25 protein-coding genes and 1 tRNA gene are annotated in these 23,559 nt (G+C 71.7%); 5 read left to right on the forward strand and 21 right to left on the reverse strand.

The window, feature by feature from the left end:
* Positions 1 to 60: 60 nt before the first annotated feature.
* The 12 genes from KHP12_RS24755 to KHP12_RS24810 all read right to left on the reverse strand — a co-directional run bounded on the left by KHP12_RS24755 (position 61) and on the right by KHP12_RS24810 (position 9,726).
* Positions 61 to 267, reverse strand: coding sequence for an MbtH family protein (locus KHP12_RS24755; protein WP_014061551.1), 207 nt, complete (start codon positions 265 to 267; stop codon positions 61 to 63).
* Positions 268 to 381: 114 nt separating this feature from the next.
* The gene (locus tag KHP12_RS24760; protein WP_086883602.1) at positions 382 to 1,095 is read right to left on the reverse strand and encodes a 2-hydroxychromene-2-carboxylate isomerase; all 714 of its coding nucleotides are present in this window, start codon (positions 1,093 to 1,095) and stop codon (positions 382 to 384) included.
* A gap of 26 nt (positions 1,096 to 1,121) precedes the next feature.
* Entirely contained in the window at positions 1,122 to 1,868 is a 747-nt protein-coding gene (fabG, locus tag KHP12_RS24765; RefSeq protein ID WP_086883601.1) for a 3-oxoacyl-[acyl-carrier-protein] reductase, read from the reverse strand.
* 56 nt (positions 1,869 to 1,924) lie between these two features.
* Positions 1,925 to 2,419, reverse strand: coding sequence for a 3-hydroxyacyl-ACP dehydratase FabZ family protein (locus KHP12_RS24770; RefSeq protein ID WP_086883600.1), 495 nt, complete (start codon positions 2,417 to 2,419; stop codon positions 1,925 to 1,927).
* Complete coding sequence (locus KHP12_RS24775; RefSeq protein ID WP_245010120.1) at positions 2,419 to 2,946, reverse strand: 3-hydroxyacyl-ACP dehydratase FabZ family protein; 528 nt, start codon at positions 2,944 to 2,946, stop codon at positions 2,419 to 2,421. Before KHP12_RS24775 ends, KHP12_RS24770 begins: the two co-directional genes overlap by 1 nt.
* On the reverse strand, positions 2,943 to 4,070 hold the full coding sequence (locus KHP12_RS24780) for a beta-ketoacyl synthase N-terminal-like domain-containing protein (RefSeq protein WP_086886045.1): 1,128 nt from the start codon (positions 4,068 to 4,070) through the stop codon (positions 2,943 to 2,945). Before KHP12_RS24780 ends, KHP12_RS24775 begins: the two co-directional genes overlap by 4 nt.
* 31 nt (positions 4,071 to 4,101) lie before the next feature.
* Entirely contained in the window at positions 4,102 to 5,121 is a 1,020-nt protein-coding gene (locus KHP12_RS24785) for a hypothetical protein (RefSeq protein ID WP_086886046.1), read from the reverse strand.
* Positions 5,118 to 6,041: an alpha/beta fold hydrolase gene (locus KHP12_RS24790; RefSeq protein WP_037961487.1), complete on the reverse strand. Its 924-nt coding sequence runs from the start codon at positions 6,039 to 6,041 to the stop codon at positions 5,118 to 5,120. Before KHP12_RS24790 ends, KHP12_RS24785 begins: the two co-directional genes overlap by 4 nt.
* Positions 6,041 to 7,051: a beta-ketoacyl synthase N-terminal-like domain-containing protein gene (locus KHP12_RS24795; protein ID WP_086886047.1), complete on the reverse strand. Its 1,011-nt coding sequence runs from the start codon at positions 7,049 to 7,051 to the stop codon at positions 6,041 to 6,043. Before KHP12_RS24795 ends, KHP12_RS24790 begins: the two co-directional genes overlap by 1 nt.
* Complete coding sequence (locus tag KHP12_RS24800; RefSeq protein WP_086886048.1) at positions 7,048 to 8,181, reverse strand: beta-ketoacyl-[acyl-carrier-protein] synthase family protein; 1,134 nt, start codon at positions 8,179 to 8,181, stop codon at positions 7,048 to 7,050. Before KHP12_RS24800 ends, KHP12_RS24795 begins: the two co-directional genes overlap by 4 nt.
* Entirely contained in the window at positions 8,178 to 9,419 is a 1,242-nt protein-coding gene (locus KHP12_RS24805) for a beta-ketoacyl-[acyl-carrier-protein] synthase family protein (RefSeq protein ID WP_037961481.1), read from the reverse strand. Before KHP12_RS24805 ends, KHP12_RS24800 begins: the two co-directional genes overlap by 4 nt.
* 55 nt (positions 9,420 to 9,474) lie before the next feature.
* Positions 9,475 to 9,726 carry an acyl carrier protein gene (locus KHP12_RS24810; RefSeq protein ID WP_014061562.1) on the reverse strand — a complete coding sequence of 84 codons (252 nt, stop codon included), beginning with the start codon at positions 9,724 to 9,726 and terminating at the stop codon, positions 9,475 to 9,477.
* Between the two features lie 589 nt (positions 9,727 to 10,315).
* Here KHP12_RS24810 and KHP12_RS24815 point away from each other — a divergent pair.
* The gene (locus KHP12_RS24815) at positions 10,316 to 10,813 is read left to right on the forward strand and encodes a hypothetical protein (RefSeq protein WP_086886049.1); all 498 of its coding nucleotides are present in this window, start codon (positions 10,316 to 10,318) and stop codon (positions 10,811 to 10,813) included.
* A 119-nt stretch (positions 10,814 to 10,932) separates the two neighbouring features.
* On the forward strand, positions 10,933 to 11,199 hold the full coding sequence (locus KHP12_RS24820; protein WP_143678463.1) for a hypothetical protein: 267 nt from the start codon (positions 10,933 to 10,935) through the stop codon (positions 11,197 to 11,199).
* Positions 11,200 to 11,360: 161 nt separating this feature from the next.
* On the opposite strand, the gene KHP12_RS24825 is transcribed toward KHP12_RS24820, so the two are convergent.
* The 8 genes from KHP12_RS24825 to KHP12_RS24860 form a co-directional block, all read right to left on the reverse strand.
* On the reverse strand, positions 11,361 to 13,232 hold the full coding sequence (locus KHP12_RS24825; RefSeq protein WP_308016941.1) for an AfsR/SARP family transcriptional regulator: 1,872 nt from the start codon (positions 13,230 to 13,232) through the stop codon (positions 11,361 to 11,363).
* Between the two features lie 85 nt (positions 13,233 to 13,317).
* Positions 13,318 to 14,046, reverse strand: coding sequence for an IclR family transcriptional regulator (locus KHP12_RS24830; protein ID WP_086884555.1), 729 nt, complete (start codon positions 14,044 to 14,046; stop codon positions 13,318 to 13,320).
* A gap of 4 nt (positions 14,047 to 14,050) precedes the next feature.
* A complete protein-coding gene (locus tag KHP12_RS24835; protein WP_037961530.1) occupies positions 14,051 to 14,794 on the reverse strand; it encodes a thioesterase II family protein in 744 nt (247 codons plus the stop codon).
* Positions 14,795 to 14,951: 157 nt separating this feature from the next.
* Positions 14,952 to 15,761 carry a helix-turn-helix domain-containing protein gene (locus KHP12_RS24840; RefSeq protein WP_086884556.1) on the reverse strand — a complete coding sequence of 270 codons (810 nt, stop codon included), beginning with the start codon at positions 15,759 to 15,761 and terminating at the stop codon, positions 14,952 to 14,954.
* A gap of 114 nt (positions 15,762 to 15,875) precedes the next feature.
* Positions 15,876 to 16,604 carry a helix-turn-helix domain-containing protein gene (locus KHP12_RS24845; protein WP_244203212.1) on the reverse strand — a complete coding sequence of 243 codons (729 nt, stop codon included), beginning with the start codon at positions 16,602 to 16,604 and terminating at the stop codon, positions 15,876 to 15,878.
* 651 nt (positions 16,605 to 17,255) lie between these two features.
* Positions 17,256 to 17,513: a LysR family transcriptional regulator gene (locus KHP12_RS24850; protein ID WP_014061570.1), complete on the reverse strand. Its 258-nt coding sequence runs from the start codon at positions 17,511 to 17,513 to the stop codon at positions 17,256 to 17,258.
* A gap of 214 nt (positions 17,514 to 17,727) precedes the next feature.
* A complete protein-coding gene (locus KHP12_RS24855; RefSeq protein ID WP_211833801.1) occupies positions 17,728 to 17,910 on the reverse strand; it encodes a hypothetical protein in 183 nt (60 codons plus the stop codon).
* 49 nt (positions 17,911 to 17,959) lie between these two features.
* A tRNA-Thr gene (locus KHP12_RS24860) sits at positions 17,960 to 18,032 on the reverse strand.
* A 176-nt stretch (positions 18,033 to 18,208) separates the two neighbouring features.
* Here KHP12_RS24860 and KHP12_RS24865 point away from each other — a divergent pair.
* The 3 genes from KHP12_RS24865 (at position 18,209) to KHP12_RS24875 (ending at position 20,944) form a co-directional block, all read left to right on the forward strand.
* A complete protein-coding gene (locus KHP12_RS24865; protein WP_037961528.1) occupies positions 18,209 to 19,345 on the forward strand; it encodes an ABC transporter ATP-binding protein in 1,137 nt (378 codons plus the stop codon).
* Between the two features lie 297 nt (positions 19,346 to 19,642).
* Positions 19,643 to 20,062 (forward strand): hypothetical protein, encoded by a 420-nt coding sequence (locus tag KHP12_RS24870; RefSeq protein WP_020870433.1) that lies wholly within the window; start codon positions 19,643 to 19,645, stop codon positions 20,060 to 20,062.
* 81 nt (positions 20,063 to 20,143) lie between these two features.
* On the forward strand, positions 20,144 to 20,944 hold the full coding sequence (locus KHP12_RS24875; protein ID WP_210609457.1) for a nucleotidyltransferase family protein: 801 nt from the start codon (positions 20,144 to 20,146) through the stop codon (positions 20,942 to 20,944).
* Between the two features lie 821 nt (positions 20,945 to 21,765).
* On the opposite strand, the gene KHP12_RS24880 is transcribed toward KHP12_RS24875, so the two are convergent.
* Positions 21,766 to 23,538: a DoxX family protein gene (locus KHP12_RS24880; protein WP_211833802.1), complete on the reverse strand. Its 1,773-nt coding sequence runs from the start codon at positions 23,536 to 23,538 to the stop codon at positions 21,766 to 21,768.
* Between the last annotated feature and the right edge of the window lie 21 nt (positions 23,539 to 23,559).

Genomic DNA, 23,559 nt, shown 5'->3' on the forward strand with positions numbered 1-23,559 from the left:
ACACCACGGGGCCCGACATCGGGATGTCGGGCCCCGTGGCACGGGAGGACGTGGCGGGCGTCAGCCCATCGCCTCGATCAGGCTCTTGGGCCGCATGTCGGTCCAGTTCTCGTTGATGTAATCCAGGCACGCCTGGCGGTTGTCCTGGCCGTGGACGACGGTCCAGCCCGCGGGCACCTCCGCGAAGGCCGGCCACAGCGAGTGCTGCCGCTCGTCGTTGACCAGCACGTAGTAGCTGCCGTTCTCGTCCTCGAAGGGGTTGCTCATGGCGTGATCGCCTTTCTGACGGATCTATCGGGCTCAGCAGGTCTATTGGGTCTATTGGGTCTGTCGGGTCTATCGCATCTATCGCGTCTGCCGGGTCCTCGCGGACAGGTCCGGTCAGCCGCAGCCACCGGCGTGGCCGGCGTCACCGGCCGGGACGAGCAGGGCGGGCTCGACCCCGCGGTCGTTCTCCGGCTGTTCCATGACGGCGGTCCGGGTCTTGGCACGGACGCTCGCGACAAAACCCGAGAGCCGGTCCAGCCCCCAGAACTTGTCGTGCCGGTGGATGAAGAACGGCACTCCGAACACTCCGTCGCGGTCCACCGCCCGCAGCGCCTCGATGCCCCGACGGCGGATCTCCGGATCGTCGACCGCACCGGCCAACGCATCCGGGTCGAGGCCGAGTTCATGGCCGATCGCGGCCATGGTGGCACGTTCGGAGATGTCGATGCCGTTCTCCCAGCGGGCCCGGTACACGGCGTCGATGAAGTCCCGCCCGCGGCCGGCGTCCTCGGCGACCAGATAGGCGAGATGGGAGACGTCCCAGTTGGGAGCGGTGTCGATCGGCCAGGCCATCGACAGACCACGCTCGATGGTCGCCCGCTTGACGTCCTGGAGGATGTAGAAGTGCTTCTCCTTCGACATCGCGACGTAAGGGAGGTGGACTCCGGCGTCGGCCAGCATGCGCTCGCTCACCTCGTCCGGCTCCCAGTACGGGCGCCATTCGATCGCGTCCGCGACATCGGGCGCGTTCTCGGTGAGTTCACGGTAGGCGAGCCAGGAATAGGGGCTGCGGAGTGAGAAATACCAGCGCGGTGGTTTGACGGCCAACGAAACCTCCTGGGTTCGGGGCGAAGCTAGATGGTGATGCCGCCGTCGATCTGGACGACGGAGCCGGTGACATAGGCCGCACGGTCCGAGACGAGGTACGAGACGAGATCGGCGACCTCATCGGCCCGCCCCAGCCGCCCGAGCGGCACCGACTCCAGCGCCTTGTCCTTCACCTGGCCGGTGAGCACGGAGGTCATATCGGTGTCGATGAACCCCGGGGCGACGACATTGGCGCGGATCCCGTACCGCCCGACCTCCTTGGCCAGGGCCCGGGAGAACCCGATGATCCCGGCCTTGGAGGCCGAGTAGTTGGACTGGGTGGCGTTGCCGTACACACCGGCGACCGAGGAGATATTGACGATCACCCCGCTCTTCCGCTTCATCATCCCGAACACCACGGAGCGGCAGACGTGGTAGACCCCGTCGAGGTTGACGTCCAGCACGTCATGCCATTCGTCGTCCTTCATCAGCAGCAGGGGATTGTCACGGGTGATACCGGCGGCGGTCACGGCCACGTCGATCGGACCCAGCGTCTGCTCGGTCTCCGCGACCAGCGCACGCACCGCCTCGGGGTCACGGACGTCGACCTTGCGGCTGAGTACCCGAACGCCGGTCTCGGTGACCTCCTTCTCCAGCTCCAGGGCGGCCGCCTCGTTCGACTGGTAGCAGAAGGCGACATCGAAGCCGTCCCGCGCCAGACGCTCCACCGTCGCCCGGCCGATTCCCCGTGAACCGCCGGTGACCAGCGCCACCCGGGATGCGTTCTCTGCCATTGGTTCTCCAAAGCGATTCGGCCGGCCGCGTGGGGCCGGATGTCTGTTGCCAGGGGTCAGGCGAGGGCGGGGGCCGGGTCCCCGGGCCGCAGCTCTCCCGCCGGGCGGAAGGCCAGCACCGCGAGGCCGACCGTCAGAGCGGGCTCACCGGCCACCGTGGAACCGCCCTCGATGATCACGGTGTCGTCCACTCTCCGGGTGATGGACGCCCGGTGTTCCAGTACGTCCCCCGGCAGCACCGGCCGGTGGTACTCGACCCCGGACACGCTTCCGAAGAGCATGACCTGGCCCTCGAGCACATCGGGGTCCGGCGACTCCCAGGTGGCCAGCAGCCCGGCCGACTGGCACCAGGACTCCAGCAGCAGCACCCGCGGATAGGCGTAAGCCTCCGCCGCCGCGTCCGGGCCGAGCCCCTGGTACCAGGGCTCATTGCAGGTCACGGCCTTCACGGCGGTCACCCGCTGCCCCGGGACCACGTCGGTCACCCGGTCCAGCAGCAGCATCGGGAACCGGTGCGGCAGCACCTTCCTGATCTCGGACTGACCGAACATCACGCCTCCTCGGCCGTGAACCGCAGTCTGACCTGGGCGGCGGCACCGCGCTCGGTGGCCACCTTGGCGGCGCACCGCCACGTCCCGGACCCACCGGTCCACACCAGGTCCACCTCCAGCCGGTCGCCCGGGAAGACCGGACTGAGGAACCGCGTGCTCTCCACCGCCACCAGCTCCAGACCGGCCGCGCCCGGCGGAGGGGTCCGCAGACCGCTGAGGTGCACACACTCGATCACGCAGACCCCGGGGAAGATGGGGAACCCCGGGTAGTGCCCGGGGAAAACCGCCTCGTCCTCGCCCACCGTGACGGCCGTCGCCGCGCGCACCTTGCCCCGGTCGTCGGCGGCGGCCGGACGAACGACCTCCACCCGGGCGGCGATCGGGCTGCTCGGCCGGGTGCCGGTCGCCCCGGCGGCCCCGGACCCGACAACCACACCGCCCGACTCGGCACCCGTCACCCCGGCGGCCCCGGACCCGACAACCACACCGCCCGACTCGGCACCCGTCACCCCGGCGGCCCCGATCATCGCGGACCGGCCAGCCGCAGCAGGGCGCAGCCGACCGCGCCGTCACGGTCGACGGAGGTCACCAGCGCCACCCGGTCGGCGGCCTCGGGGGTGGTTTCGGCGTGCACCAGCACCGCGGCGATCTGGAACGCCGCCGCCGCGGCCCCGGTGTCCCCGATGAGCGCGGCCTGGGTGAGGTGGACCGGGTCCGCACCCTCGGCGGCCTCCGCCACGGCGGCCCGCTCCTGCTCCCCGGACGGGCCGGGCGCCTCACTGGTGGAGACCGCCCAGATCTCCTCCGGGCGCACCCCCGCGCGGGTCAGGGCCCGGCGCAGACAGGCCGCCAGCGCGGGACGGACCCCGCCGTCCAGCGCGATGCCCATCTCCACCGCGAGGATCTCCGCCAGCACCGGCTGCTCGGCGTCGTCCCGCCCGCCGGGGCCGCGCTGCTCCACCAGCAGCAGTCCGCAGCCCTCACCGGGCAGTTGCGCGGGCCCCTCGGTGTCCGGCCGGTGTGCGTGCCGCTCCAGCCAGGAGCGGGCGTGCGAGAACTCCTCGACCGCACCGCACAGCACGGTCCTGGCCCGGCCGAAGGTGAGCAGCCGGCGCGCGTAGTTGAGGGCGTACAACCCCGCCGCGTGGCCACCGGCGATCGTGGTGTTCGGCCCCTTGAGCTGGTGCCAGATCGCGCTCTGCCCCGCGGCGCAGTTCATGACGGCGTTGGGAAAGCGCGCCGGGTCCACCAGATACGGCTTCTCCCCGGTGAGCGAGTCCCGGGTGAAGTCCATCTGGCTCTGCACACTGCCAGTGGTGGTGCCCAGGACGAGGGCGGCGTCCTCGCCGGTGGCCACCCACCGGTTGCGCGGGGCGTCGTCCAGCAGCCGGGCGACCGTGGTGACCGCGAGGCCGGTCACCCGGTCCATCGAGCGGACCCCCTTCTTCCCGAGCACCGTGCGCAGGTCGAAGTCGGGCACCAGACAGGCGCGGTCCCCGGCCGCCTGCCACTGCTCGTCGTCGAGTCCGGCCGCCGCGGGCCGGCGTTCCCTGATCCCCTCGGTGAAGGCCGCGCGGCCGATCCCGAAGGGCGATACCGCCGACCAGGCCGTGATGACCGGTCGATTCACAAGAGCTGTGCCGCCACTCATGTCTGCTCCGTCGCTCCGTCGCCGTCGTCGGTCAGGACTCGCCGCGCAGCGCCTTGGAGACGCGCTCGTCGAAGTTGATCAGGTTCCAGTCCCGCCGGTTCTCGATCAGGGCGTAGCCATGGGTGACCTTGCCGGTCGCGGTCGGCACCAGCCTGCCGTCGCGCACCACATAGCAGTCCATGCGGGAGGTGTAGGTGAAGTCCTTGAAGACGTTCTCCACGGTGTAGACCGTGTAGAGGTCCTCCTCCATCAGCGCCTCGTCCAGGATCTGGATCCGGGAGTGCGGACAGGCGGGGATCCACCGGCGCTCGTCCAGCAGGGTCTTCACCGAGATGCCCCGGTCGGCGAGGAAGAGGTCCACGACCTCCTCCATCTGCCGCAGATAGCTGGACATCTGGAGCCGCTCCGAGAAGTGGCAGTACGGGTAGGGGATCCGCCACTTCCAGCCGAACGCGTTCTTCCCCGAGGTCAGCAGGTCGAGCACCGGGTCCGGGCCGGAGGTGCCGCGCCCGGCCGACAGCGAGGTGGTGACGGCCGTGAGGTCGGCGCCGGTCAGCTCCGGCGGCTCGGGTGCGGCGGCGCCCGGGGTGCTCAGCCGGTCGGTGACGAACCGGGCGAGCTCGGCGGGCGGTTCACCGGCCGCCTCGACATAGCTGTCCGAGCGCAGCACCACCTTGGCGTTGGCGCCCACCACCTTGGTGTCCGCCCCGTCCCGGTCGGCGTGCAGGGACACCGTGAACGAGATGAAGGTGTCGTCGTCCCCGGCCGTCGGCACCACCCGCGCCTGGACCGTCTCGTCCATGTAGAGGGCGTGCAGGATCCGGGTGTCGAGGTCGACGATGTCCACGCCGAGGCCGTGTTCGGCGTACAGCGCCCGCGCCGGGAGGTCCGCGTCGGCGAAGTGGCAGAGGATGGCCTCCTCGACCAGGTAGTTGATGTGCTTGAACCCGATCCAGGTGCAGATGTTGGAGCCCTCGTACCGGGTGCGCAGCGACGCGGTCGTCTCGCTGGTGAGCAGCCTCTTGACGGCGCCTTCGGCCACTGTGGTCATCGAACGTGCTCCCATGGGAATCCGGGGCCGGGACCGCCGTGCGGACGGACGGCCGAACAGGTGCTGACGAAGCGGTCGAGCAGGGCGGCGAACTGCCGGGCCCGCTCGATCATCAGGAAGTGCCCGCAGTCGGGCAGCAGGTGGAACTCGGCGTCCGGGAGGCCGTCCGCGAGCGCGCGGCCCTCGGCCGGCGGCGCGGCGAAGTCGTCCGCGCCGGCGAGGACGAGGCACGGCACGGTGAAGCCTCCCAGCCGCAGGGCGGGGGTGCGCAGATAGATCTCGAAGAACCGCATCCAGCCATAGGGGCCGACCCAGTCCCGGATGCGCTCGGCGAGGTGGTGGCGGGCCGCCCGGGGGACCCGGTCCCCGGCGTGCACCCGGATGCCCTCGGCGATCAGCGGGGCCATGTTGTCCACGGAGTGCGCCAGGCTCGCCCAGTCGAACTCCTCGGCCGTACGCCGGTAGAACGGGGCCACCAGCACCAGGCCGTGGACGCCGAACTCGGTGAACGGGTCCAGGCCCTCCTCGATCCGGCGGCCCAGGAACTCCATCAGGACGTTCGCGCCCATCGAGTGGGCGACCACCACGGTGGCGCCGCCCGGCACCGCGCGCAGGGCGTCGCCCAGGTACGGCACCAGATCGCCCCGGGCGCTCCACCCGGCGACGCTCCGGCCCCGCCAGGGCAGGTCGGCGGCCCACATCTCGGGTCCGCCGGCCCGCCGACCGTGCTCGACGCAGGCGTCCCACACCGAGCTGCTGTTGGACAGTCCGTGCAGGAAGAGCACCCGGCCCCGCCCGGGGTCGCCGGGGGCACGCCGGGTCACCACCACGGGGCTCTCCTTGTCGCCCCGCGCGGACGCCTCGGCGGGCCCACCGTCCTCCTGGGCGAGTCCCCGCACGAGGCGGTCACCGGCAGACATCAGGCCGCTGCCCGCCCGCGCAGCGCGATACCCGCACTGGCGTCGTCGGCGTCGGTGCCCGCGGTGGCGTACACCGGACCGGCTCCGCCCCGGGCGAACCAACCGACGGCCGCGGCGCACTGGAGTACTCCCAGCGCGCCCGAGCCCAGGCCGAAGACCTCGCCCAGATCGTGCCGGTCCACGCCCTCCAGCAGGGTGTCCGGCACGGCGGCCGCCCGCCGTTCGGGCAGGTGCCACAGGGCCGGCCGGTCGCCGGGCAGGGTGTCCGGCACAGTGGCCGCCCGCCGTTCGGGCAATTGCCACAGAGCCGGCCGGTCGACGGTTGTCTCGGCCAGCCGTTCCAGACAGCGGCCCAGCCCGGCACCCCGGACGTAAGTGCCGAGCACGGCCTGCGCGCTCGCTCCCCGTTCGGCGGCCGACTCCTCGCTCTCCACCACCAGCGCGGCCGCCCCGTCGATGGTCCGCGACCCGCCGGTGAAGGCGCGCACGGACTCGTTGTCGGGTTCGACGCCGAGGACCAGCGCCCGGGAGGCCCGGCCGCCGCGGATCAGCGTGGCCGCCCAGTGGACGGCGTCCAGTCCGGAGGTGGCGCCGTTGCACAGCATCAGGTTGGGGCCGCGCAGCCCGAAGCGGATGGCGACGGAGGAGGCGATGACATTGCTCGAGGCGTTCGGCAGGTCCATGGCGCTGCCCGCCGCCGCCGTGTGCTCGGCGATGGTGTCGATCGCCCGGCAGATGGTGTCGAGATTGCCGTAGTTGGAGCTCGCGACCATCGCGACGCTTCCACCGGGGACGCGCAGGCCCCCGTCGTCCAGCAGACCGGCGTTCCGCAGGGCCGCGTCGGCCGCGCAGTACGCGAGTTGCGTGGCCCGGTCCTTGTACCGCAGGCCCTTCCGGCCGACCAGGTCCCTCGGCTCGACCGGCGGGGCGTCCGCCGCCGGTGCCATCAGCTCCGGTGCCGACCTCGCGCGGGGCAGCACCACGCCGACCCCGCTCACCACCACGGTCATCGGGCCGCCTCCAGGATCGCGACGGCGTTGATGCCGCCGAAGCCGAATGCGTTCAACTGCGCCACGGTCAGCGGCCGGTGGGCCGCCTCGCCGGTGACGAAGCGGAATCCGGCCGCCTCGTCCACCGGGTTGTCCAGGCCCACGGTCGGCGGCACCCGCCCCTCGGCGAGGCAGCGGAGGGTGACCACCAGGTTGAGCAGCCCGGAGGCGCCCGAGGTGTGTCCGGTCATCGACTTGGTGGCGGTCACCAGGGGCTTGTCCCGGTCCGGGCCGAAGACGTCCGCGAGCGCGGTCGCCTCCGCCTCGTCGTTGAGCAGCGTCCCGGTGCCGTGCACCATCAACAGGTCGACGTCCGCGGGCTTCACCCCGCCCCGGCTGTGCGCCTCCCTGATCGCCTCCGCGATACCGGCCGGGTCCGGCGCCGTCACATGGAAGGCGTCGCAGTTGACCGCGACATCCCGGACCAGGCCGTGCACCGGACGTCCGCCGGGGACCCGGCTGAGCACGACCGCCGCCGCGCCCTCGCCCATCAGGACGCCGTCCCGGTCGCGGTCGAACGGCCGCACCCGGGTCGGGGGCACCGGCTGTACCCGCTCCAGCAGGCCGTACATGGTCTCGGTGAGCACATCGACCCCGGCCACGACCACCGTGTCCGCCCCCTGCGCCAGCAGGTCCACGCCCAGCGCCAGGGCGTACAGCCCGGCCGAGCACGCGTTGGACAGGGTGTGGGTGTCATCGGCCTGGAACGCCTCGCGCAGCGCGGTGCCGAAGTGGAGCTCGGAGGCGGGGAATTCGGCGCCCTGGGTGCGCCACAGCTCCACCGAGCGCAGCTCGCGCAGCCCGGTGCCGACCAGGACCGGCACCCCGCTCAGATCGCTGTCGTCGAGGCCCGCGTCGCGGACCGCCTGGCCGACCGCGTCCAGCAGCAGTCCGGTCGCCCGCCGGGTGACGTCCACCCCGGGTGCGGGGCGGTTGTCCACCTCGTACGCGTGGTGGGCCGTGTGCCGGGTGTGGTCGAAGCCGCGCAGCTCGGCCACTCCGGAGCGGCCCGCACACAGGTTGCGGAAGAGCTCGTCGACATCCCCGCCCAGCCCGGCCACGGCTCCCATGCCGGTCACCGCCCAGCTCATGCCGGCACCCCGTCGTACCGGCCGAGCAGCACCACCGCGTTGTTGCCGCCGAAGGCCAGGCCGTTGTTCTGCACGACCTTCAGCTCCGCCTCGATCGCCACATTGGGCACGCAGTCCACATCGCACTCGGGGTCGGTGGTGGTGTGGTTGATGGTCGGCGGAATGAACTTCTCGGTGATCGCCAGGGCGCAGCCGATGGCCGACAGCGCGCTGGCGGCGCCCATGGTGTGGCCGATCATCGACTTCATCGAGATGGTCCTGGGCGGACGGCTGCCGAAGACCTCGCGGATCGCGCGTGCCTCGGTGACGTCGTTGGCCTTGGTGCCGGTGCCGTGGGCGGAGATGAGGTCCACCTGGTCGGCCTTGACCCCGGCGTTCTCCAGGGCCAGCTGCATGCACCGGCCGACGCTGTCCTGGTTCGGCGCCACCTGGTGGTAGGCGTCGCAGTTCAGGCCGTACCCCAGCACCTCGGCGTAGATCCGGGCGCCACGGGCCAGCGCGGACTCCAGGCTCTCCAGGACCAGCACCCCGGCGCCCTCGCCGGTGAGGATGCCCTTGCGGTCGACGTCGAACGGCCGGCACCGGTCCGGCGCGATGGTGCCCAGCCGGTAGAAACCGGAGAACGTCTTGCGGCACATCGCGTCGGCGCCACCGCACAGCGCGTACTCCGCGTCCCCGGAGCGGACCGCGTCATAGCCGTAGCCCAGGGCGTAGTTGCCGGCCGCGCAGGCGGTCGGAATCGTCACCGCCTCCACATCGGACAGCTGGAGCTCCTGCGCGATGGCCGCCGACAGACGGCCGGCCGGAACGCGGCGGGCGAGTTCGGGCGACATGTGCTCGGGACCGTGCGCGATCTCGGCCTCGACCAGGTGGTCCAGGTCCCTCGATTCACCGTCGGTGGTCCCGATGGAGATCAGACCCGGCAGCGACCGCCAGTCCGCGATGGACACCCCCGCGTCCTCGATCGCCATCCGGGCCGCGGCGACCGAGTACTGCGTCGCCCGGCCGAGGTGCTCGACCGCGAGGTGGCGTATCCACCGCTCGGGGTCGAAATCCTCCACCTCACAGCCGTTCGCGTGGTCGAACCCCTCGACGTCGAACACCGTGATCGGCTTGGCCCCGCTGCTTCCGGCGCGCAGTCCCCGCCGGAACTCATCGACGCCCATACCGATACTGGAGACCACACCGAGACCGGTGATCACCACTCTTCGCGGGCTCGCATGCCCCGACTCCGCCATCCCGACCCCTTAAGTCCGCTGTTCCGGCCGTGTCCGCAGATACGAAAGCGCCGCTTTACCAGCCGGCGGACTCGGCGACTACCTCGTAGACGCCCTTGAGGTGCACCATCCGGGGGAGTTCCGACTGGTCGATGGTGACGTGGAATTCCTTCTCGAGGTTCGCGAGAATTTCGATGGACCGCAGCGAGTCAGCCGAGTGGTCCTCCTTGAAGAGGCTGGTCTCGGTAACCTCGTCCTCTTCGATCTCCAGAACGTCGCAGACGATCTCCTTGATCTTCTGCACCCGCTCCTCGTGAACCGAACTCATGATGGATCCCCCACTTTCGAACAAGGCCGACCCACGGCCCGTTTCCATTTCGGACTCGGATCTTTCTATGGCACCCCGCGATACCGCGCAATGCCCACTGCATAAAGCTGCCACATCCCGGTCGGCAGACCTGCTCGCTACCCGGATTCCCGCTCATCGGCGGTTATTTATCGGCGCTTCCCAACAGAACTATCCGGGCGGCCGGTACCGCGCAACAGCCGGTACAGGAAGCTGCCAGCGCATCGTTCTCGTCCGCCGGCATCCCCTGATCAGGGGCCCGGTCCCGTGGACGGCTCACACGGTGGGTCCGAGCCCCTGACCTCCTCCTCCCGGCATGCCGCGGCGGGTGCGCGAAGCACCGCGGGCGCGCCGAGGGGAGGCACCGGCGGTCGTTCGGGGGATGACCACCGCCGGAGTCGGATCTCCCGCCGTCCACTTCCGGGACACGGGGTCTTCCGCCAACTGACTGGATTTCTATCCGAGTCCGTTGATCTTCCACAATGGCGCTAACAGGAAGGTGCCAGCACAGGTGCCGGCGCAAGGCCCGCCCCCGCCGCGGGCCGGCGGGACACCATGACACCATCGGTCGGTGATCGAGCTCGGCTACTCCCTCTCCCACCGCTTCCCGGACCCCTCGCAGACGGACTACCGGGGCGCACCGGTCCAGGCCCTGCGCCACGACCTGTTCTGCGGCGATGTCCACCTGGCGGACACCTCGACCGGCCGCGAACTGTCCACAGCCTGGGGATGGGTGCCGGTGCTGGACTTCGCCTGGGCGCTGTGCGACATCGTCGAACTGCTCGACCGGGATCCGCGCGGCAGCCGCTCCGCCACCCCCGTCCGCGCGGAACTGGACTTCACCGAATCCACCGACCGGATGCGCTTCGAGCGGCGCTTCGGATGGGTGGACATCACCGCCGACTGGGCACCGGCCACGGAGCCACCGCTGAATTTCTCCCATGCCGCACTGCGCCGCGAGGCCCGGGACTTCCTGCACGATCTGGTCGCGGATCTGACGGATCTGCACGAGGAGCTCGCGGACAACCCCGCGATCTGGAATCTCCAGGCCCGTTTCCCTCGCGTCTAGCGCCCGTCTATCACCGGCCTATAGTCACGGACCTCCACTGGAATAGGACGGCCATAGGCGGGCATTCCATGCTGGTCCCGCGGACTTGGATGCCGGTCCGCACGAACCAGGGAGGTGCAGTGGAAAACGTATCGACCACTGAGATTCCGGCCGGAGTGGAACTCGATTTCACGGCCTGGCTCCAGCACCTGGAACGCCGGGACCTGGACGATCCGGCGGAGTTCGCCGCGGTCGTCAGGGAGCTGGCGCTCGACCCGCACCGCACCGAGTACGCCGAGTACATCGGGCCCCGGCAGTCGCTGATGAGCGACGCGGGCGCCCGCTGGGCCAGCCTGGTGGCCATGCTCATCAACGCCGTCCACAGCACCATCGCGGACACGCCCTGAGGCGTCTCGAGCCGGATCGGCCGGGGCCCGGGCCCGCCAAGGAGCGCCCGGGGCCCGGCAACCGCCACGACCGCCCGGGTCAGCGACCGCCACGACCGCCCGGGTCGGCGACCGCCACGACCGCCCGGGGCCCGGCCCGGATCAGCCCGACCCGGCCCGGATCAGCCCGTACCGCCGCCCGGCGGTGACTGCGGCCCCGGTCCGCGGCCCCGCTGCTCACGGGCGAACAGCCACACCAACGGGCGGTACCGGTACCGCAGTTGATCCCCGTCGGCGATGATGTCCAGCAGGCGGACCTCCGAGATCGACTCCAGTACGTCCTCGGCCCGCCCCTCCGGCCACCGCAGCTCCACGGCCGCCTGACGCGCCGTGAACGCGGAGTCCCCGTCCCGGTACGCCAGCACCCGGAACGCGTACCGGGCCGTCGGCGCCAGCCGGGCGTGACAGCGGCTCAGGGTCGCCCGCACATCGAGGCTGCCCAGGGACAGCTCGCCCAGCCGCCGCTCCGCGGGCGCCAGCCGGTCCGCCAGATGCGCCAGCCGCCACTGCGGGTAGGCCGCCAGCCGCGCCGCGCAGATCCGCAGCGCCAGGGGAAGCCCGTCGCACCGCGCCACGATCCGGTCGGCCGCGTCCGGCTCCGCCGCCACCCTCCCGGGCCCGGCGAGTGCCGCCAGCAGCAGCCGCCCCTCCGCGGCGTCCAGCGGATCGAGCCGCACCAGGCGCACCCCCTCCACCGAGGCCAGCGAGGAGTGACCGGTGATCAGCGTGCGACAGCCGTCGCCGTTCACCAGCAGCGGGCGCACCTGGCGGTCCTCGACCGCGTTGTCCAGCACCACCAGCGCCCGGCGGCCGGCCAGCCGGCTGCGGTACAGCTGCGCCCGTTCGTCCAGGGCGGCGGGCAGATCGTGGTGGCCGACACCGAGCGCCCGCAGGAACCAGCCGAGCACATCCAGCGGATCCTTGGGCCCGCCGTCCTCCTCCCTCAGATCGGCGTACAGCTGCCCGTGCGGAAAGTCCGCGCGGCACCGGTGCGCGGCGTGCACCGCCAGCGCCGAGGTGCCCGTCCCCGGAGCGCCGGTCAGCACCGTCGCCCCGCCGCGCCCGGGGGCTCGCAGCCCGTCCGACACCATCGCGAGCTGCTCCGCGCGCCCGCTCAGATCGGCGATGTCGGTCGGCAGCATGGCGGGCATCAAACCGTCCCAGATGTCCCCGGCCATCGGCTCGGACCCGGGAACACCCGCCCGCCCCGCCTTGTGCAGCCGCACCCGGACCGGCTCCGGGGCGGCGGGGCCGGGCAGATCGCCGCGCAGCACACCGTGGTGGACGTGGCGCAGCCCCGCGCCGGGGTCCATCCCGAGCTCGTCGCGCAGCACCCGCCGGCCACGCTCGTAGACCGCCAGCGCGTCCGCCCGCCGGTCGCACCGGTACAGGGCGGTCATCAACTGCCCGCGCAAGCCCTCCCGGAGCGGATGCTCGGCCACCAGCCGGGTCAGTTCGGGTACGGACCGGGCGTGCCGGCCCAGCGCCAGCTCCGCCTCCAGGCGGTGCTCCACCGCGCTGATCCGGGCCTCCTCCAGCCGCGGCAGCTCCGTCTCCTCCAGGAAGCCGGTCACATCCGACAGGGCGGGCCCCCGCCACAGCGCCAGCGCGGAGTGCAGCCGCTCGGCGGCGTCCGCGTACCGGCCGTCGGCGAGTTCACCGCGCCCCTGCTCGGCGAGGCGCTGGAACTCCTCCCAGTCGAACCGCGCCCCGCTGTGGTCCATGGCGTACCCCGGGCCCCGGCGGGCCAGCTGGAGCCAGGGGGCGCAGCGCTTCCGCAGCCGCGAGATATGGGTGTAGAGCTGCGCGGTCATCGTGACCGGCGGATTGCGCCCCCACAGCAGCTCGCTGAGCCGGTCGTCCGAGACCACCCGGCCGCCGGACAGCAGCAGAGCGGCCAGCACGGTCCGCTGTTTGGCGCCGTCGACGGGCAGCAGCAGCCCGTCCACGCGCACCTCCACCGGCCCCAGGATTCCGAACTCCACCTGCCGCACAGCTGCCTCCCCACGGCCTCGGTGTCGTTCGGCCCGACCACCCCCGCCCTCGTTCGTCCCACCCCGCCCCGCCGTCCGCGGGACGTCAGCAACCTGACAACTCGGCGATCCGCACCGCCGCGTCGATCGCCTCACAGCCGAGCTGATGCCCCGGATTGCGGCTCACCCGGCTGATCGGCCCGGAGAGCGACAGCGCCGCGATCACCCGCCCCTCCGGGGAGCGCACCGGCGCCGATACGGTCGCCATGTCCGGCTCCCAGCCCCCGACGCTCTGGGCCCAGCCGCGCCGCCGTACACCGGAGAGCATGGCCGCGGAGAACCGGGCCCCGCGCAGCGCCTCGTACAGCACCTCGGGTTCCTCCCATGCGAGCAGCACCTGGGCCACCGCCCCGGACTTCATGGGAAACGCGGTGCCCACCGGCATCGGCTCACCGCCCAGCACCTCGGAGGAGGCCACGCAGATCCGCATCCGGCCGCGGCGCCGGTGGAGCCGGGCACTCGTCCCGGTCCGGGCGCTCACCTGCGCCAGCACCGGGCCCGCCTGGGCCTTCAGCCGGTCCTGGCGCGCCTCGACGACCATGTCGCCCAGCCGGGGGCCGAGGGCGAAGCGCCCCTGCCCGTCGCGGGCGACCAGTCTCAGCCGCTCCAGGGCCACCACCAGCCGGTGCACGGTGGGCCGTTTCAGACCGGTGTCGGAGACCAGCCGGGCCAGCGTGGCGGGGCCGCTCTCCAACACGCCCAGCAGCAGGGACGCCTTGTCGAGCACGCCCACGCCGCTCATCTGCGGCGGTGAGGTCATCGTCGAGTGGGCCATGAGGTCAACCCAGATGCGCGGCGAGCGCGCGGACGACGGCGTCGCGCTGCTCCACCAGGTAGAAGTGGTTCCCCGGCAGCACCCGCAGTTCGAAACCCGCCGGTGCCACCTCGCCCCAGGCAGCCATGTCCTCCGCCGTGATGTGCGGGTCGCCGTCCCCGACATGGGCCACCACCGGGCAGCCGACCGGCACCGCGGTACGGGGGCCGTACGTCCCGACCGCCTTGAAGTCCGCCCGGAGCGCGGGCAGCACCACCTCGCGCAGATCCGGGTCGTCCAGCAGCTCGCCATCGGTGCCGCCGAGCCCCCGCACCTCCTCCAGCAGCGCCTCGTCGCCGTCCAGGTAGGTGGCCTGGGGCGTCAGCTTGTGCGGGGCCTTCCGGCTGGAGACGAAGAGCGCCTGGGGGAGGATGCCGTACCGGCTCTCCAGCCGCAGCGCGACCTCGTACCCCACAGACGCGCCCATGCTGTGGCCGAAGAGGGTCAACGGCACGTCCGCGAAGGGCAGCAGGGCCGCCGTGACCTCGTCGGCGAGGTCCTCGACGCGGTCGATGCCCGGTTCGGCGAGCCGCTCCTGCCGGCCCGGATAGCGCGTGGCGAGCACTTCCACCCCGTAGTCGAAGGCGGTCCCCCAGCCGTGGAAGAACCCGGCGGATCCCCCCGCGTGCGGCAGGCAGACCAGCCGCCTGCGCGGTGCCGCCCCGGTCCCGTATCTGCGGAACCACTTGCTGTCGATGCCGACGGCCATCGTCTCCACGCCCCTCCCCGTCATCGTCGGCCGATCCCCCGTCGCCCTGGTGACCCGCCCGCATTCCTTGCGGCCAGTTCTAGCCGCGCCCCGATGCACCGGGCAACGGCCGGTCATGAAGCTGCCATGGGGCCGCTGAAAAGAATGCGATGGTCTGTCACCGGCGCTCGCCGGCGGATTGCGAGATGAGCAGACCGAGTTCCGCGGCGCGCACCCCGGCCTGAAATCGTGAATTCGCCCCGAGTAATGCCATGATCTCCGCGACATATCTTCGGTAGGTCCGCACGGACATCGCGAGTTCCCGAGCCGCGACCTCGTCGGTCACTCCGGCCCGCAGCCGCTCGAGTATCTGCTGTGCGATATCCGCCCGCGTCTTGTCACCGAATTCGATGCGGTCGGAGACCTCGACCGCGTTGCGCCACACCCCGTCGAACAACGCGACCAGCGGCTGGATGACACCGGGGGCGCGGACCACCGAGGCCCGGCGGCCGGCCACCGACGCGGCGCACACCAGCGCGTGCTCATTGTCGGCGATCACGGCGACCAGCGCGGGGATCCGGGCCACCCGGGTCCGTACCCGCGGTTCGGCGGCGTGCGCCGAGACGAACCGCCAGTCGAGCGTCGAGGGCGTGCACAGCAGCCGCACCCGGGAGGTCTTCCGCGCCGTACCGGACAGCAGCGCGGTCAGGGCGCCGTGGACCGCCTCGGAGTACCCGGGCTCCGCGGCGAGCACCACGTCCACGCGCTTGGCCGCGTCCGTGACCAGCCGCGCCGCCGTCTCGACGGCGTCCTCATGGGCGTCGACGACGTCCACCATGGAGTCGCGGTGCAACTGATTACGGCGTCTGTCCACCGTGGACGCGAGGAGCGCGCTGACTTCCAGCAGCTCCCGTTCGAATTCATCGGCGGCCTCGACCGGAACGAGGTCGACCTCTCGACGGCTGCTGCCCGAAGAGCTCTCGGGCACCCCGGATGGCACACCACTCACCCCCGCGTGAGTTCTTCATCGCGTATCAACCGCGGAACACCCACTCGTGTCCGCCCATCGGCACGGCCCGCCCCGTACCGCGTCACTCCACGGTCAGTCGGCCGTCGACAGCAGGCCGAGCTCGACCGCCCGCACCCCTGCCTGGAACCGGGAACTGGCCCCCAACGCCCGCATGATCTCCGCGACATGGCGCCGGTAGGTGCGTAACGACACCTCGACCTCACGTGCCGCGACATCGTCGGTGTAGCCCTTGCAGAGCCGCTCCAGGATGCGCCGGGCGGACTCGGTCCGCAGCCGCTCGCTGATCCAGCGGTGCTCCGCGAGGCGCACCGCGCCCGACCACGCACCGGCGAACAGCAGATCCAGAGCCCGGACGGACGCCGTGTCCTCGATGACCGACACCACGTCCCCTCCGCCGCGCTCCACGGAGGACCGGACCATGGCCACGCTGCCGTCCACGATCAGCATCTCCATGACCGCGTCGACCACCTTGACCTGCGTGTTCACACCGCTTTCCACGGCGGCCCGGGTCGCCGGGTCGGCGAGCGCACCAGGAGTGCACAGCAGCCGCACCGGAATGCGCCCATGGCCCGGCCCGGTCAGCCGACGCAGCGCCGACACCATGACCTCGGCCCGGTCGCCGCCGGCGGGGAGCGCGATGCTGATGCCGTGCCGGGCCCGGTCGACAAGCCCCTCCACGGCGTGTCCGACGGCCGCGTCATTCCCCTTCATCGTCACCACGGCGTGCCGGGCCACGGTGCGACGGTGCAGATTCACCGTCGAATCGATCAATTTACGGGCCTGGAGCAGTGCCTGCACCACACCGTCACGCCCCGGTTCGGGACCACAGGCCCCCGAAGCCGCGCTTACCGCCGCCGGTTCCCCCGCTCTCGCGGAAACAGGCGCCATCGCCAAACCTGTCACGCTTTACCCCCGTTATGACACAACGATCACCAGCGGACATCGGACCGGTAGGTCCGGGATGCGGCTGGGAGGTTGAAGTGAGTGACCATCCCCCTGAATGGCCAGGTATGTTCCGTTCGCCAAAGGTTGAAAGGCGGAACACTTCAATTATCGATGCGCGGCCGACAGTAGTTCCCACTCCTACGCCAGTCAACGCGTTCGAGTCGGCCCAGAAAGAGTAGGCGCGCCTCCCCCCTTATCGGCCCCCTCGATCCCCCGCGCGGACCCCCGAAGTTGTCAGCTAGCTGTAGCGCGACCTCCGGGCTCCCCCGCCTCTGACGTCGTGATCATCACTGTACGCATCGGTCCGGAGGCTTTCAGCGAGCGTCCCGGGTTGTTTCTGTCCTGTTACTGCCAGCCAACGTAGGGAATCGGAGAATGACTCCGACAAGCCGCGAACCAGCGGGTCATACCACTCCAAATCCATGTGGCGATCATTCACATGAGGAGTTCCTCATTCCTGAGTGACCGCCGCCACAATCCTGACCGAAGTGGCGATTGCAGCATGCGTCAGGCCGCCGCGCAGACGCCCTTCATGCTGTCGATCAGCGCGAGCACCGCCCGCGCGGACGGAAGAATCATGCGACCTTCCCTGGTGAGCTGGGCACCGGTGGAGTCGCGGGTGAAAAGCTTGGTGCCCAGCATCTGTTCCAGGCACTTGATCTGGTAACTAATGGCCGGTTGTGAATAGCCGAGCGCCTTGGCCGCCTGATCCATACGCCCTATCTCAGCGATGGAAACGAAAGCGCGGAACTCCCGCTCATGCATTTTGCCCCCTGTCCGGCGGCCATCATCCGATGGCCGTCGAGAACCCGTCGCCGAGATGGCACGGGTTATCCGATCCGTCGAGACCATATCAACGTACTCAATCTTGGAAGGCAACATCCGGTGCAGGAAGCTGCAATGCGACGGGCCGCGAAGACTTCACAAGAGCGGAACATGCTGCAACGCCGGAGGTGAAGAACCCGGCCCCGATGAAAGTTCACCCGCCGTTCACGGCAGTGGCGGTCCACGGGCGGTCCACATCGCCGTCCACATCGCCGTCCACATCGCCGTCCACATGGCGGTCCACGTGGTGGTCCACCGGGCCGGGCGGTTGCGAGGACGAGAAGGAGGAGGCGGGGAGAGGGGAGGCGAGGAGAGAGAAGGCGGGGAGAGATGGCAAACGCCCCGGAGGGCAGACCGTCCGGGGCTTCTTCCCTGCTCGGGCTCAGAGCCGACTGTCGGGTTCGAACCGACGACCTTCGCTTTACAAGAGCGGTGCTCTACCAGCTGAGCTAAGTCGGCGTCCCCCGTAGTGTACCCGGCCCCGGGGGGTGATCCGTTCGAAAATTCTCGGGTCCTGGCTAGAGACATGGCCACCCTCGCCGGTATAGCGTCACGCCAATCCACCTCCGGTGGACTAGACCCCTCCTTTACTCGGATCGTCCGGCACGTTCCTGCCGGTGAAGGGACAGATCACCATGGCCACCGTCACGTACGACAAGGCAACCCGGGTGTACCCGGGCACCGAGAAGCCCGCTGTCGACCAGCTCGACATCGGCATCGAGGACGGCGAGTTCCTCGTCCTCGTCGGCCCCTCCGGCTGCGGGAAGTCGACCTCCCTGCGGATGCTCGCGGGGCTCGAGGACGTCAACGGCGGAGCCATCCGGATCGGGGACCGCGATGTCACCCATCTGCCGCCGAAGGACCGGGACATCGCCATGGTGTTCCAGAACTACGCGCTGTACCCGCACATGACCGTCGCCCAGAACATGGGCTTCGCGCTCAAGATCGCCGGCGTCAACAAGACCGAGATCCGGCAGAAGGTCGAGGACGCGGCGAAGATCCTGGACCTCACCGAGTACCTGGAGCGCAAGCCGAAGGCGCTGTCCGGTGGTCAGCGGCAGCGTGTCGCGATGGGCCGGGCGATCGTCCGGGAGCCGCAGGTGTTCCTCATGGACGAGCCGCTGTCCAACCTGGACGCCAAGCTGCGTGTGCAGACGCGCACCCAGATCGCCAGCCTCCAGCGGCGGCTGGGCATCACGACGGTGTACGTCACCCACGACCAGGTCGAGGCCATGACCATGGGCGACCGGGTGGCGGTGCTCAAGGACGGGCTGCTCCAGCAGGTCGACTCGCCGCGCAACATGTACGACCGCCCCGCCAACCTCTTCGTCGCGGGCTTCATCGGCTCGCCCGCGATGAACCTGGTCGAGGTGCCGATCGCCGACGGCGGTGTGAAGTTCGGCAACAGCCTCGTCCCGGTCTCGCGTGAGGCGCTGAGCGCCGCGTCCGACAAGGGCGACCGCACGGTCACCGTGGGCGTCCGGCCCGAGCACTTCGACGTGGTCGAGCAGAACGGCGGCGCCGCCCAGGGCCTCACCAAGGCGTCCGACGACGCCCCGGCCGGTCTCGCCGTCACCGTCAACGTCGTCGAGGAGCTCGGCGCCGACGGTTACGTCTACGGCACCGCCGAGGTCGGCGGCGAGGTCAAGGACCTGGTCGTCCGCGTGAACGGGCGCCAGGTGCCGGAGAAGGGCGCGCAACTGCACGTCGTGCCGCGGCCGGGCGAGACCCACGTCTTCTCGACCTCGTCCGGGGAGCGGCTCAGCGACTGAGGCCGCTGGCCCGTCAGTTCGTACCGACGGCGCCGTTCGTCCGCTTCCCGCGGACGGGCGGCGTCGTCGCGTTGGGTGGGAGCGGAGCGCGTGTGCCGCGGTGTTGCGTTGTCGATAAATTACCCGACATTTCGAGCATTTCGCCCCCGAGCGTCAACCCTCCGCACGCCAAGAGGGGGTTTCCATCACCCGGCCCGGTGACGGAATGTCGCCAAATCGTCGCTCCTCGCTACGATCACCGCGTACCGCAGTTCCGTACCACCCACTCCGTACCACCCACCCGCGAGGAACCACCCCGTGAACCACGCAGCCCGCCGCATCGGCAGAACGCTCGCCCTCGTCCTCCCCGTCGTGCTCGTCCTCTCCGGCACCCTCGCGGTCACCCGCGTCCCCTGGGCCTCGCCGAGCGCCGAGTCGCAGATCCTCACCGCCTCCTCCGACCGGGCGTCCACCCATGCCACCCACCGGGCGCCGCATGAGCTGCTGCGGGACCGACTGCTCGCCGAGCTCCAGGAGAAGAACCCCTCCGTGGCGCTCACCCACCTCCAGGTGGCGACGGCCGAACGGCCCTCGCTGGCCAAGCACTGCGCCTCCATCGCCCGTGCGCTCGGCCGCGCCGCGGTCGCCAAGTACGGCGGTGTGAGCCGCGCCCAGGCGTACGCACGGCCCGTCTGCGACACCTCGTTCGCGTCCGGGACCACCCAGGCGTACCGCTGACCGCGTCCCCCGCCGTTCCGCCGGGGCCCTTCCCCCCTTGTTCACCCTTCGGCGGTCCCCGCACCGCATATGGTGCGGTTCATGAGCGATGACGACGAGCGCAGGCCCGGGCATCACCACCAGACCGCGCGCCCCACACAAGCCGTCGTCCTGGCCGGAGGCCAGGGCTCACGGCTGCGTCCGTACACCGACGACCGCCCCAAGCCGATGGTCGAGATCCCGGGCACCGGGACTCCGATCATCGGCCACCAACTGGCCTGGCTGGCCGCCGAGGGCGTCACCGACGCCGTGGTCTCCTGCGGCCACCTCGCCGCCGTCCTCCAGGACTGGCTCGAGGCGGCGGAGCTGCCGCTGCGGGTGCGGACCGTCGTCGAGAAGGAGCCGCTGGGGCGCGGCGGCGGCCTGAAGTTCGCCGCCGCCAGGCTCCCGGAGCCCGACCAGCCCTGGTACGCCACCAACGGCGACATCTGGACCCGCTTCTCGCTCCGCGACATGGCGGACTTCCACGACGAGCGCGGCGCCACCGCCACGCTGGCGCTCGCCCGGCCGCGCATTCCGTGGGGGGCGGTGGAGACCAACGAGTTCGGCCACGTCCTGGACTTCATCGAGTCGCCGCCCTCGCCGTACCTCATCAACGCGGGCGTCTACGTGTTCTCCGCCGCCTTCACCGCGCTGCTGCCCGACCGGGGCGACCACGAACGCACCACGTTCCCGCGGCTGGCGCGGGAACGCCGGCTGGCGGGTTTCCCGCTGCCGCAGGGTGCGTACTGGCGGGCCATCGACACCGCGAAGGACCTGACCGAGGCAGCCAAGGAACTGGCCGCGGGCCCCCCACCCCACGGCCACGGCCCCTTCGACACGACGCCTGTGCCACACGCCTGACCTGCGGGCGGTACTGGGCTGCGGCTCGGGGTCGGAGCCCTTCCCGGCAGCGCCTGCGGCGTGCTGCTCCCCTCCCCGCCCCTTCCCGAAACTGGGGCTCCGCCCCAGACCCTGCGGCCCAAGAGCGAAGCTCCTGGCGCGCCAGCGCGCCAGGAACAGTCGCGATATGCGGCTCCGCCGCGGGGTCGAGGTGGGGCTTCGCCCCAGCCCCGGGGCCCAGGGAAGCCCCGCACGCGGCGGAGCCGCAACCGGGCCCCAGACACCCCTGGCGTGCTGCCACGGCAGGGAGTGTCCGGGCCCCGCCCCCGAGCCCCGGGCCCAGAGGCAAAGCCCCTGCCACGCGGCAGAGCCACACACCGACCCCCCGGCGTGCCAACACACCAGGGGGAACGTCCCGGGCCCCGCCCCCGAACCCCCGGCCCAGAAGCAGAACCCCTGCCACGCGGCAGAGCCACACACCGACCCCCCGGCGTGCCAACACACCAGGGGGAACGTCCCGGGCCCCGCCCCCGAACCCCCGGCCCAGAAGCAGAACCCCTGCCACGCGGCAGAGCCACACACCGACCCCCCGACCCCCCGGCGTGCCAACACACCAGGGGGCGTCCGGGGCCCCGCCCCGAAACCGGGGTCCAGGGGCAGAGCCCCTTGTTACGGGAAGGGGCGGGTAGGGGAAAGCCCCGCCTACCCCGCCATCACCGCGAGCCAGCACGCCACGGGGTGTCCGGGGCCCGCCCCCGAGCCCGGGGTCCAGGGGCGGAGCCCCTGCCACGCGGCGGAGCCGCAGAGCGTGGGCACCGCTGGGCGCGGGAGCGGGAGCGTTCTCAGCCGAGGAGGCCGCCCAGGGCGGCTTCCTCGGCGGCCGGATCGCTGTAGTTGTATGTGTTGTCCTCCGGCGGCCCGCCCTCCGGGCCACCCGCGGACAGGCCGCCGCCGGCGCCGCCCAGCGAGGACGGCCCCGGCGCCGTCGGGGCGAGGGGGTGGCGCGGGGAGCGGGGGGTGGTGCCAAGGCCCGGGCGGGGCCGGGAGGCGCCGCTGGCGCGGCCGGACGTGCCGGACGCCGAATCCGTCGCGCTGGGCACCCCGGACGAGGACGTCGACGCCGAGGAGTCCGACGCGGACGGCCGGGGACGGTGCGACAGCCGCTCGCGCGGCGACGGCGCGCCCGCCGTGCCACCGCCCGTGCCCACCGTCCCGCGCTGCCCGCCGCGCGGGCTCTCCGCGGGCTTGCTGGGCAGCGGTGAGCCGGGCAGGTTGTTCGTCGGCATATCGCTCGGCTCCGGCGCCTTCACGACCTCCGAGGACCGCACGGCGGCGCCCAGCATCGAGCCCACCAGCAGCGTCAGCCCGGCGACCACCATCGCCATCACTCCGCCGCGGCGCAGCACCCGGCGCCGCAGCTCCCACAGTTCGGCCCGGGGGCCGAGCCGCCGCCACGCCTCCCCGGCGAGGCGGCCGTCCACCGAGTAGACCGGCGCGCCCGCGATGATCAGCGGGCTCCAGGCGGCGAGGTAGATGATGTCGGGCGCGTCGTAGACCGGCACCGTGCGCCAGCTCACGGTGACGATCAGCGCGGCGGACAGCAGCGCGCCGAACGAGGCGGCCAGCCGCTGCCACAGCCCGAGCACGGTCAGCAACCCGACCACGATTTGCAGAAACGCCACGGTCAGCCCGGCGCCCACCGGATGCTCCAGCGCCAGATCGCGCAGCGGCTCGGCGATCGGCCAGGGGTGCAGCCTGCGCAGCCAGGTGACCATCGAACCGCGCTCGCCGCCGTCGAAGTAGACGGGGTCGGAGAGCTTGCCCATCCCGCCGTAGATGGAGATGAAGCCGAGGAAGATGCGCAGCGGGAGCAGGACGACGCCGAGGTTCATCCGGCGCCCGGGGTAGTAGGCGTGGCGTACGGACTCGGAGTGGCGGCGCGGGCGCGGAACCGCGGCGCCCCGCGACTCGTCCCGCTCGCCGTCGAGGGCGCCCGGCCGTCCGGAGGACGCGCCGCGCCGCTCCGCAGCGGCCGCCCTGGCCACCGCGCTCGCCCGGCCCGCTCCGCGCGCCCCGCCCGCCTCGTGCGCCCCACCAGCCTTGTGCGGGCCGTCCGCGCCCGGACGCCGCCGACCGCCGGACGACCCGCCGGACGACCGGGGCACGGACTCCGTACGGGGGCTGCGCGGGCCGATGACCGTGGGCGGCGTGTCGTCGTCGAGGGCGATCCTCGGCAGCACCTGCGTGGCGCCCGCGTCCTCGGCGCCCTCGCCCGCCCGGGACCGGCCCAAACCGTCGTTCAGGCCATCGGACAGACTGTCGGTCAGACCCTCGGAGGAGTACCGCACGGCCTGGAGCAGCCGGGTCGCCGCGGTGTCCCCGCCGGGGCGGGTACGGCCGCTCCACACCACGGGCGGCCGACGCCGGCCGGGGGCCGGGACGCGGGCGAGCCGTGCCGTGTCCGTCAGCGTGTTGCTGACGACCGGGACGCTGAGCTGCACCCGGAAGCTCGGGGCATTGACGGCGACCTGCGCCGGATCGCATGGCACCTTGGCCATGGTCAGCTGTGGTTCGTCGTCGAATCCCCCCGCGCGTCCCGCCAGGGGCGAAGGCATGCGGGCTTTTCTGGTCTCCAC

Source organism: Streptomyces asiaticus (genome assembly GCF_018138715.1).
Taxonomy (GTDB): domain Bacteria; phylum Actinomycetota; class Actinomycetes; order Streptomycetales; family Streptomycetaceae; genus Streptomyces; species Streptomyces asiaticus.

Bases quoted from the DNA above. Each gene is read 5' to 3' on its own strand.
- KHP12_RS24810 (WP_014061562.1), bottom strand. From the start codon at position 9,726: ATGAGTTCGGTTCACGAGGAGCGGGTGCAGAAGATCAAGGAGATCGTC.
- KHP12_RS24800 (WP_086886048.1), bottom strand. From the start codon at position 8,181: ATGAGCTGGGCGGTGACCGGCATGGGAGCCGTGGCCGGGCTGGGCGGG.
- KHP12_RS24850 (WP_014061570.1), bottom strand. From the start codon at position 17,513: ATGCATGAGCGGGAGTTCCGCGCTTTCGTTTCCATCGCTGAGATAGGG.
- KHP12_RS24865 (WP_037961528.1), top strand. From the start codon at position 18,209: ATGGCCACCGTCACGTACGACAAGGCAACCCGGGTGTACCCGGGCACC.
- KHP12_RS24835 (WP_037961530.1), bottom strand. From the start codon at position 14,794: ATGGCCGTCGGCATCGACAGCAAGTGGTTCCGCAGATACGGGACCGGG.
- KHP12_RS24795 (WP_086886047.1), bottom strand. From the start codon at position 7,051: ATGACCGTGGTGGTGAGCGGGGTCGGCGTGGTGCTGCCCCGCGCGAGG.
- KHP12_RS24770 (WP_086883600.1), bottom strand. From the start codon at position 2,419: ATGTTCGGTCAGTCCGAGATCAGGAAGGTGCTGCCGCACCGGTTCCCG.
- KHP12_RS24775 (WP_245010120.1), bottom strand. From the start codon at position 2,946: ATGATCGGGGCCGCCGGGGTGACGGGTGCCGAGTCGGGCGGTGTGGTT.
- KHP12_RS24880 (WP_211833802.1), bottom strand. From the start codon at position 23,538: ATGCCTTCGCCCCTGGCGGGACGCGCGGGGGGATTCGACGACGAACCA.
- KHP12_RS24780 (WP_086886045.1), bottom strand. From the start codon at position 4,070: ATGAGTGGCGGCACAGCTCTTGTGAATCGACCGGTCATCACGGCCTGG.
- KHP12_RS24875 (WP_210609457.1), top strand. From the start codon at position 20,144: ATGAGCGATGACGACGAGCGCAGGCCCGGGCATCACCACCAGACCGCG.
- fabG (WP_086883601.1), bottom strand. From the start codon at position 1,868: ATGGCAGAGAACGCATCCCGGGTGGCGCTGGTCACCGGCGGTTCACGG.
- KHP12_RS24755 (WP_014061551.1), bottom strand. From the start codon at position 267: ATGAGCAACCCCTTCGAGGACGAGAACGGCAGCTACTACGTGCTGGTC.
- KHP12_RS24785 (WP_086886046.1), bottom strand. From the start codon at position 5,121: ATGACCACAGTGGCCGAAGGCGCCGTCAAGAGGCTGCTCACCAGCGAG.
- KHP12_RS24790 (WP_037961487.1), bottom strand. From the start codon at position 6,041: ATGTCTGCCGGTGACCGCCTCGTGCGGGGACTCGCCCAGGAGGACGGT.
- KHP12_RS24805 (WP_037961481.1), bottom strand. From the start codon at position 9,419: ATGGCGGAGTCGGGGCATGCGAGCCCGCGAAGAGTGGTGATCACCGGT.
- KHP12_RS24830 (WP_086884555.1), bottom strand. From the start codon at position 14,046: ATGGCCCACTCGACGATGACCTCACCGCCGCAGATGAGCGGCGTGGGC.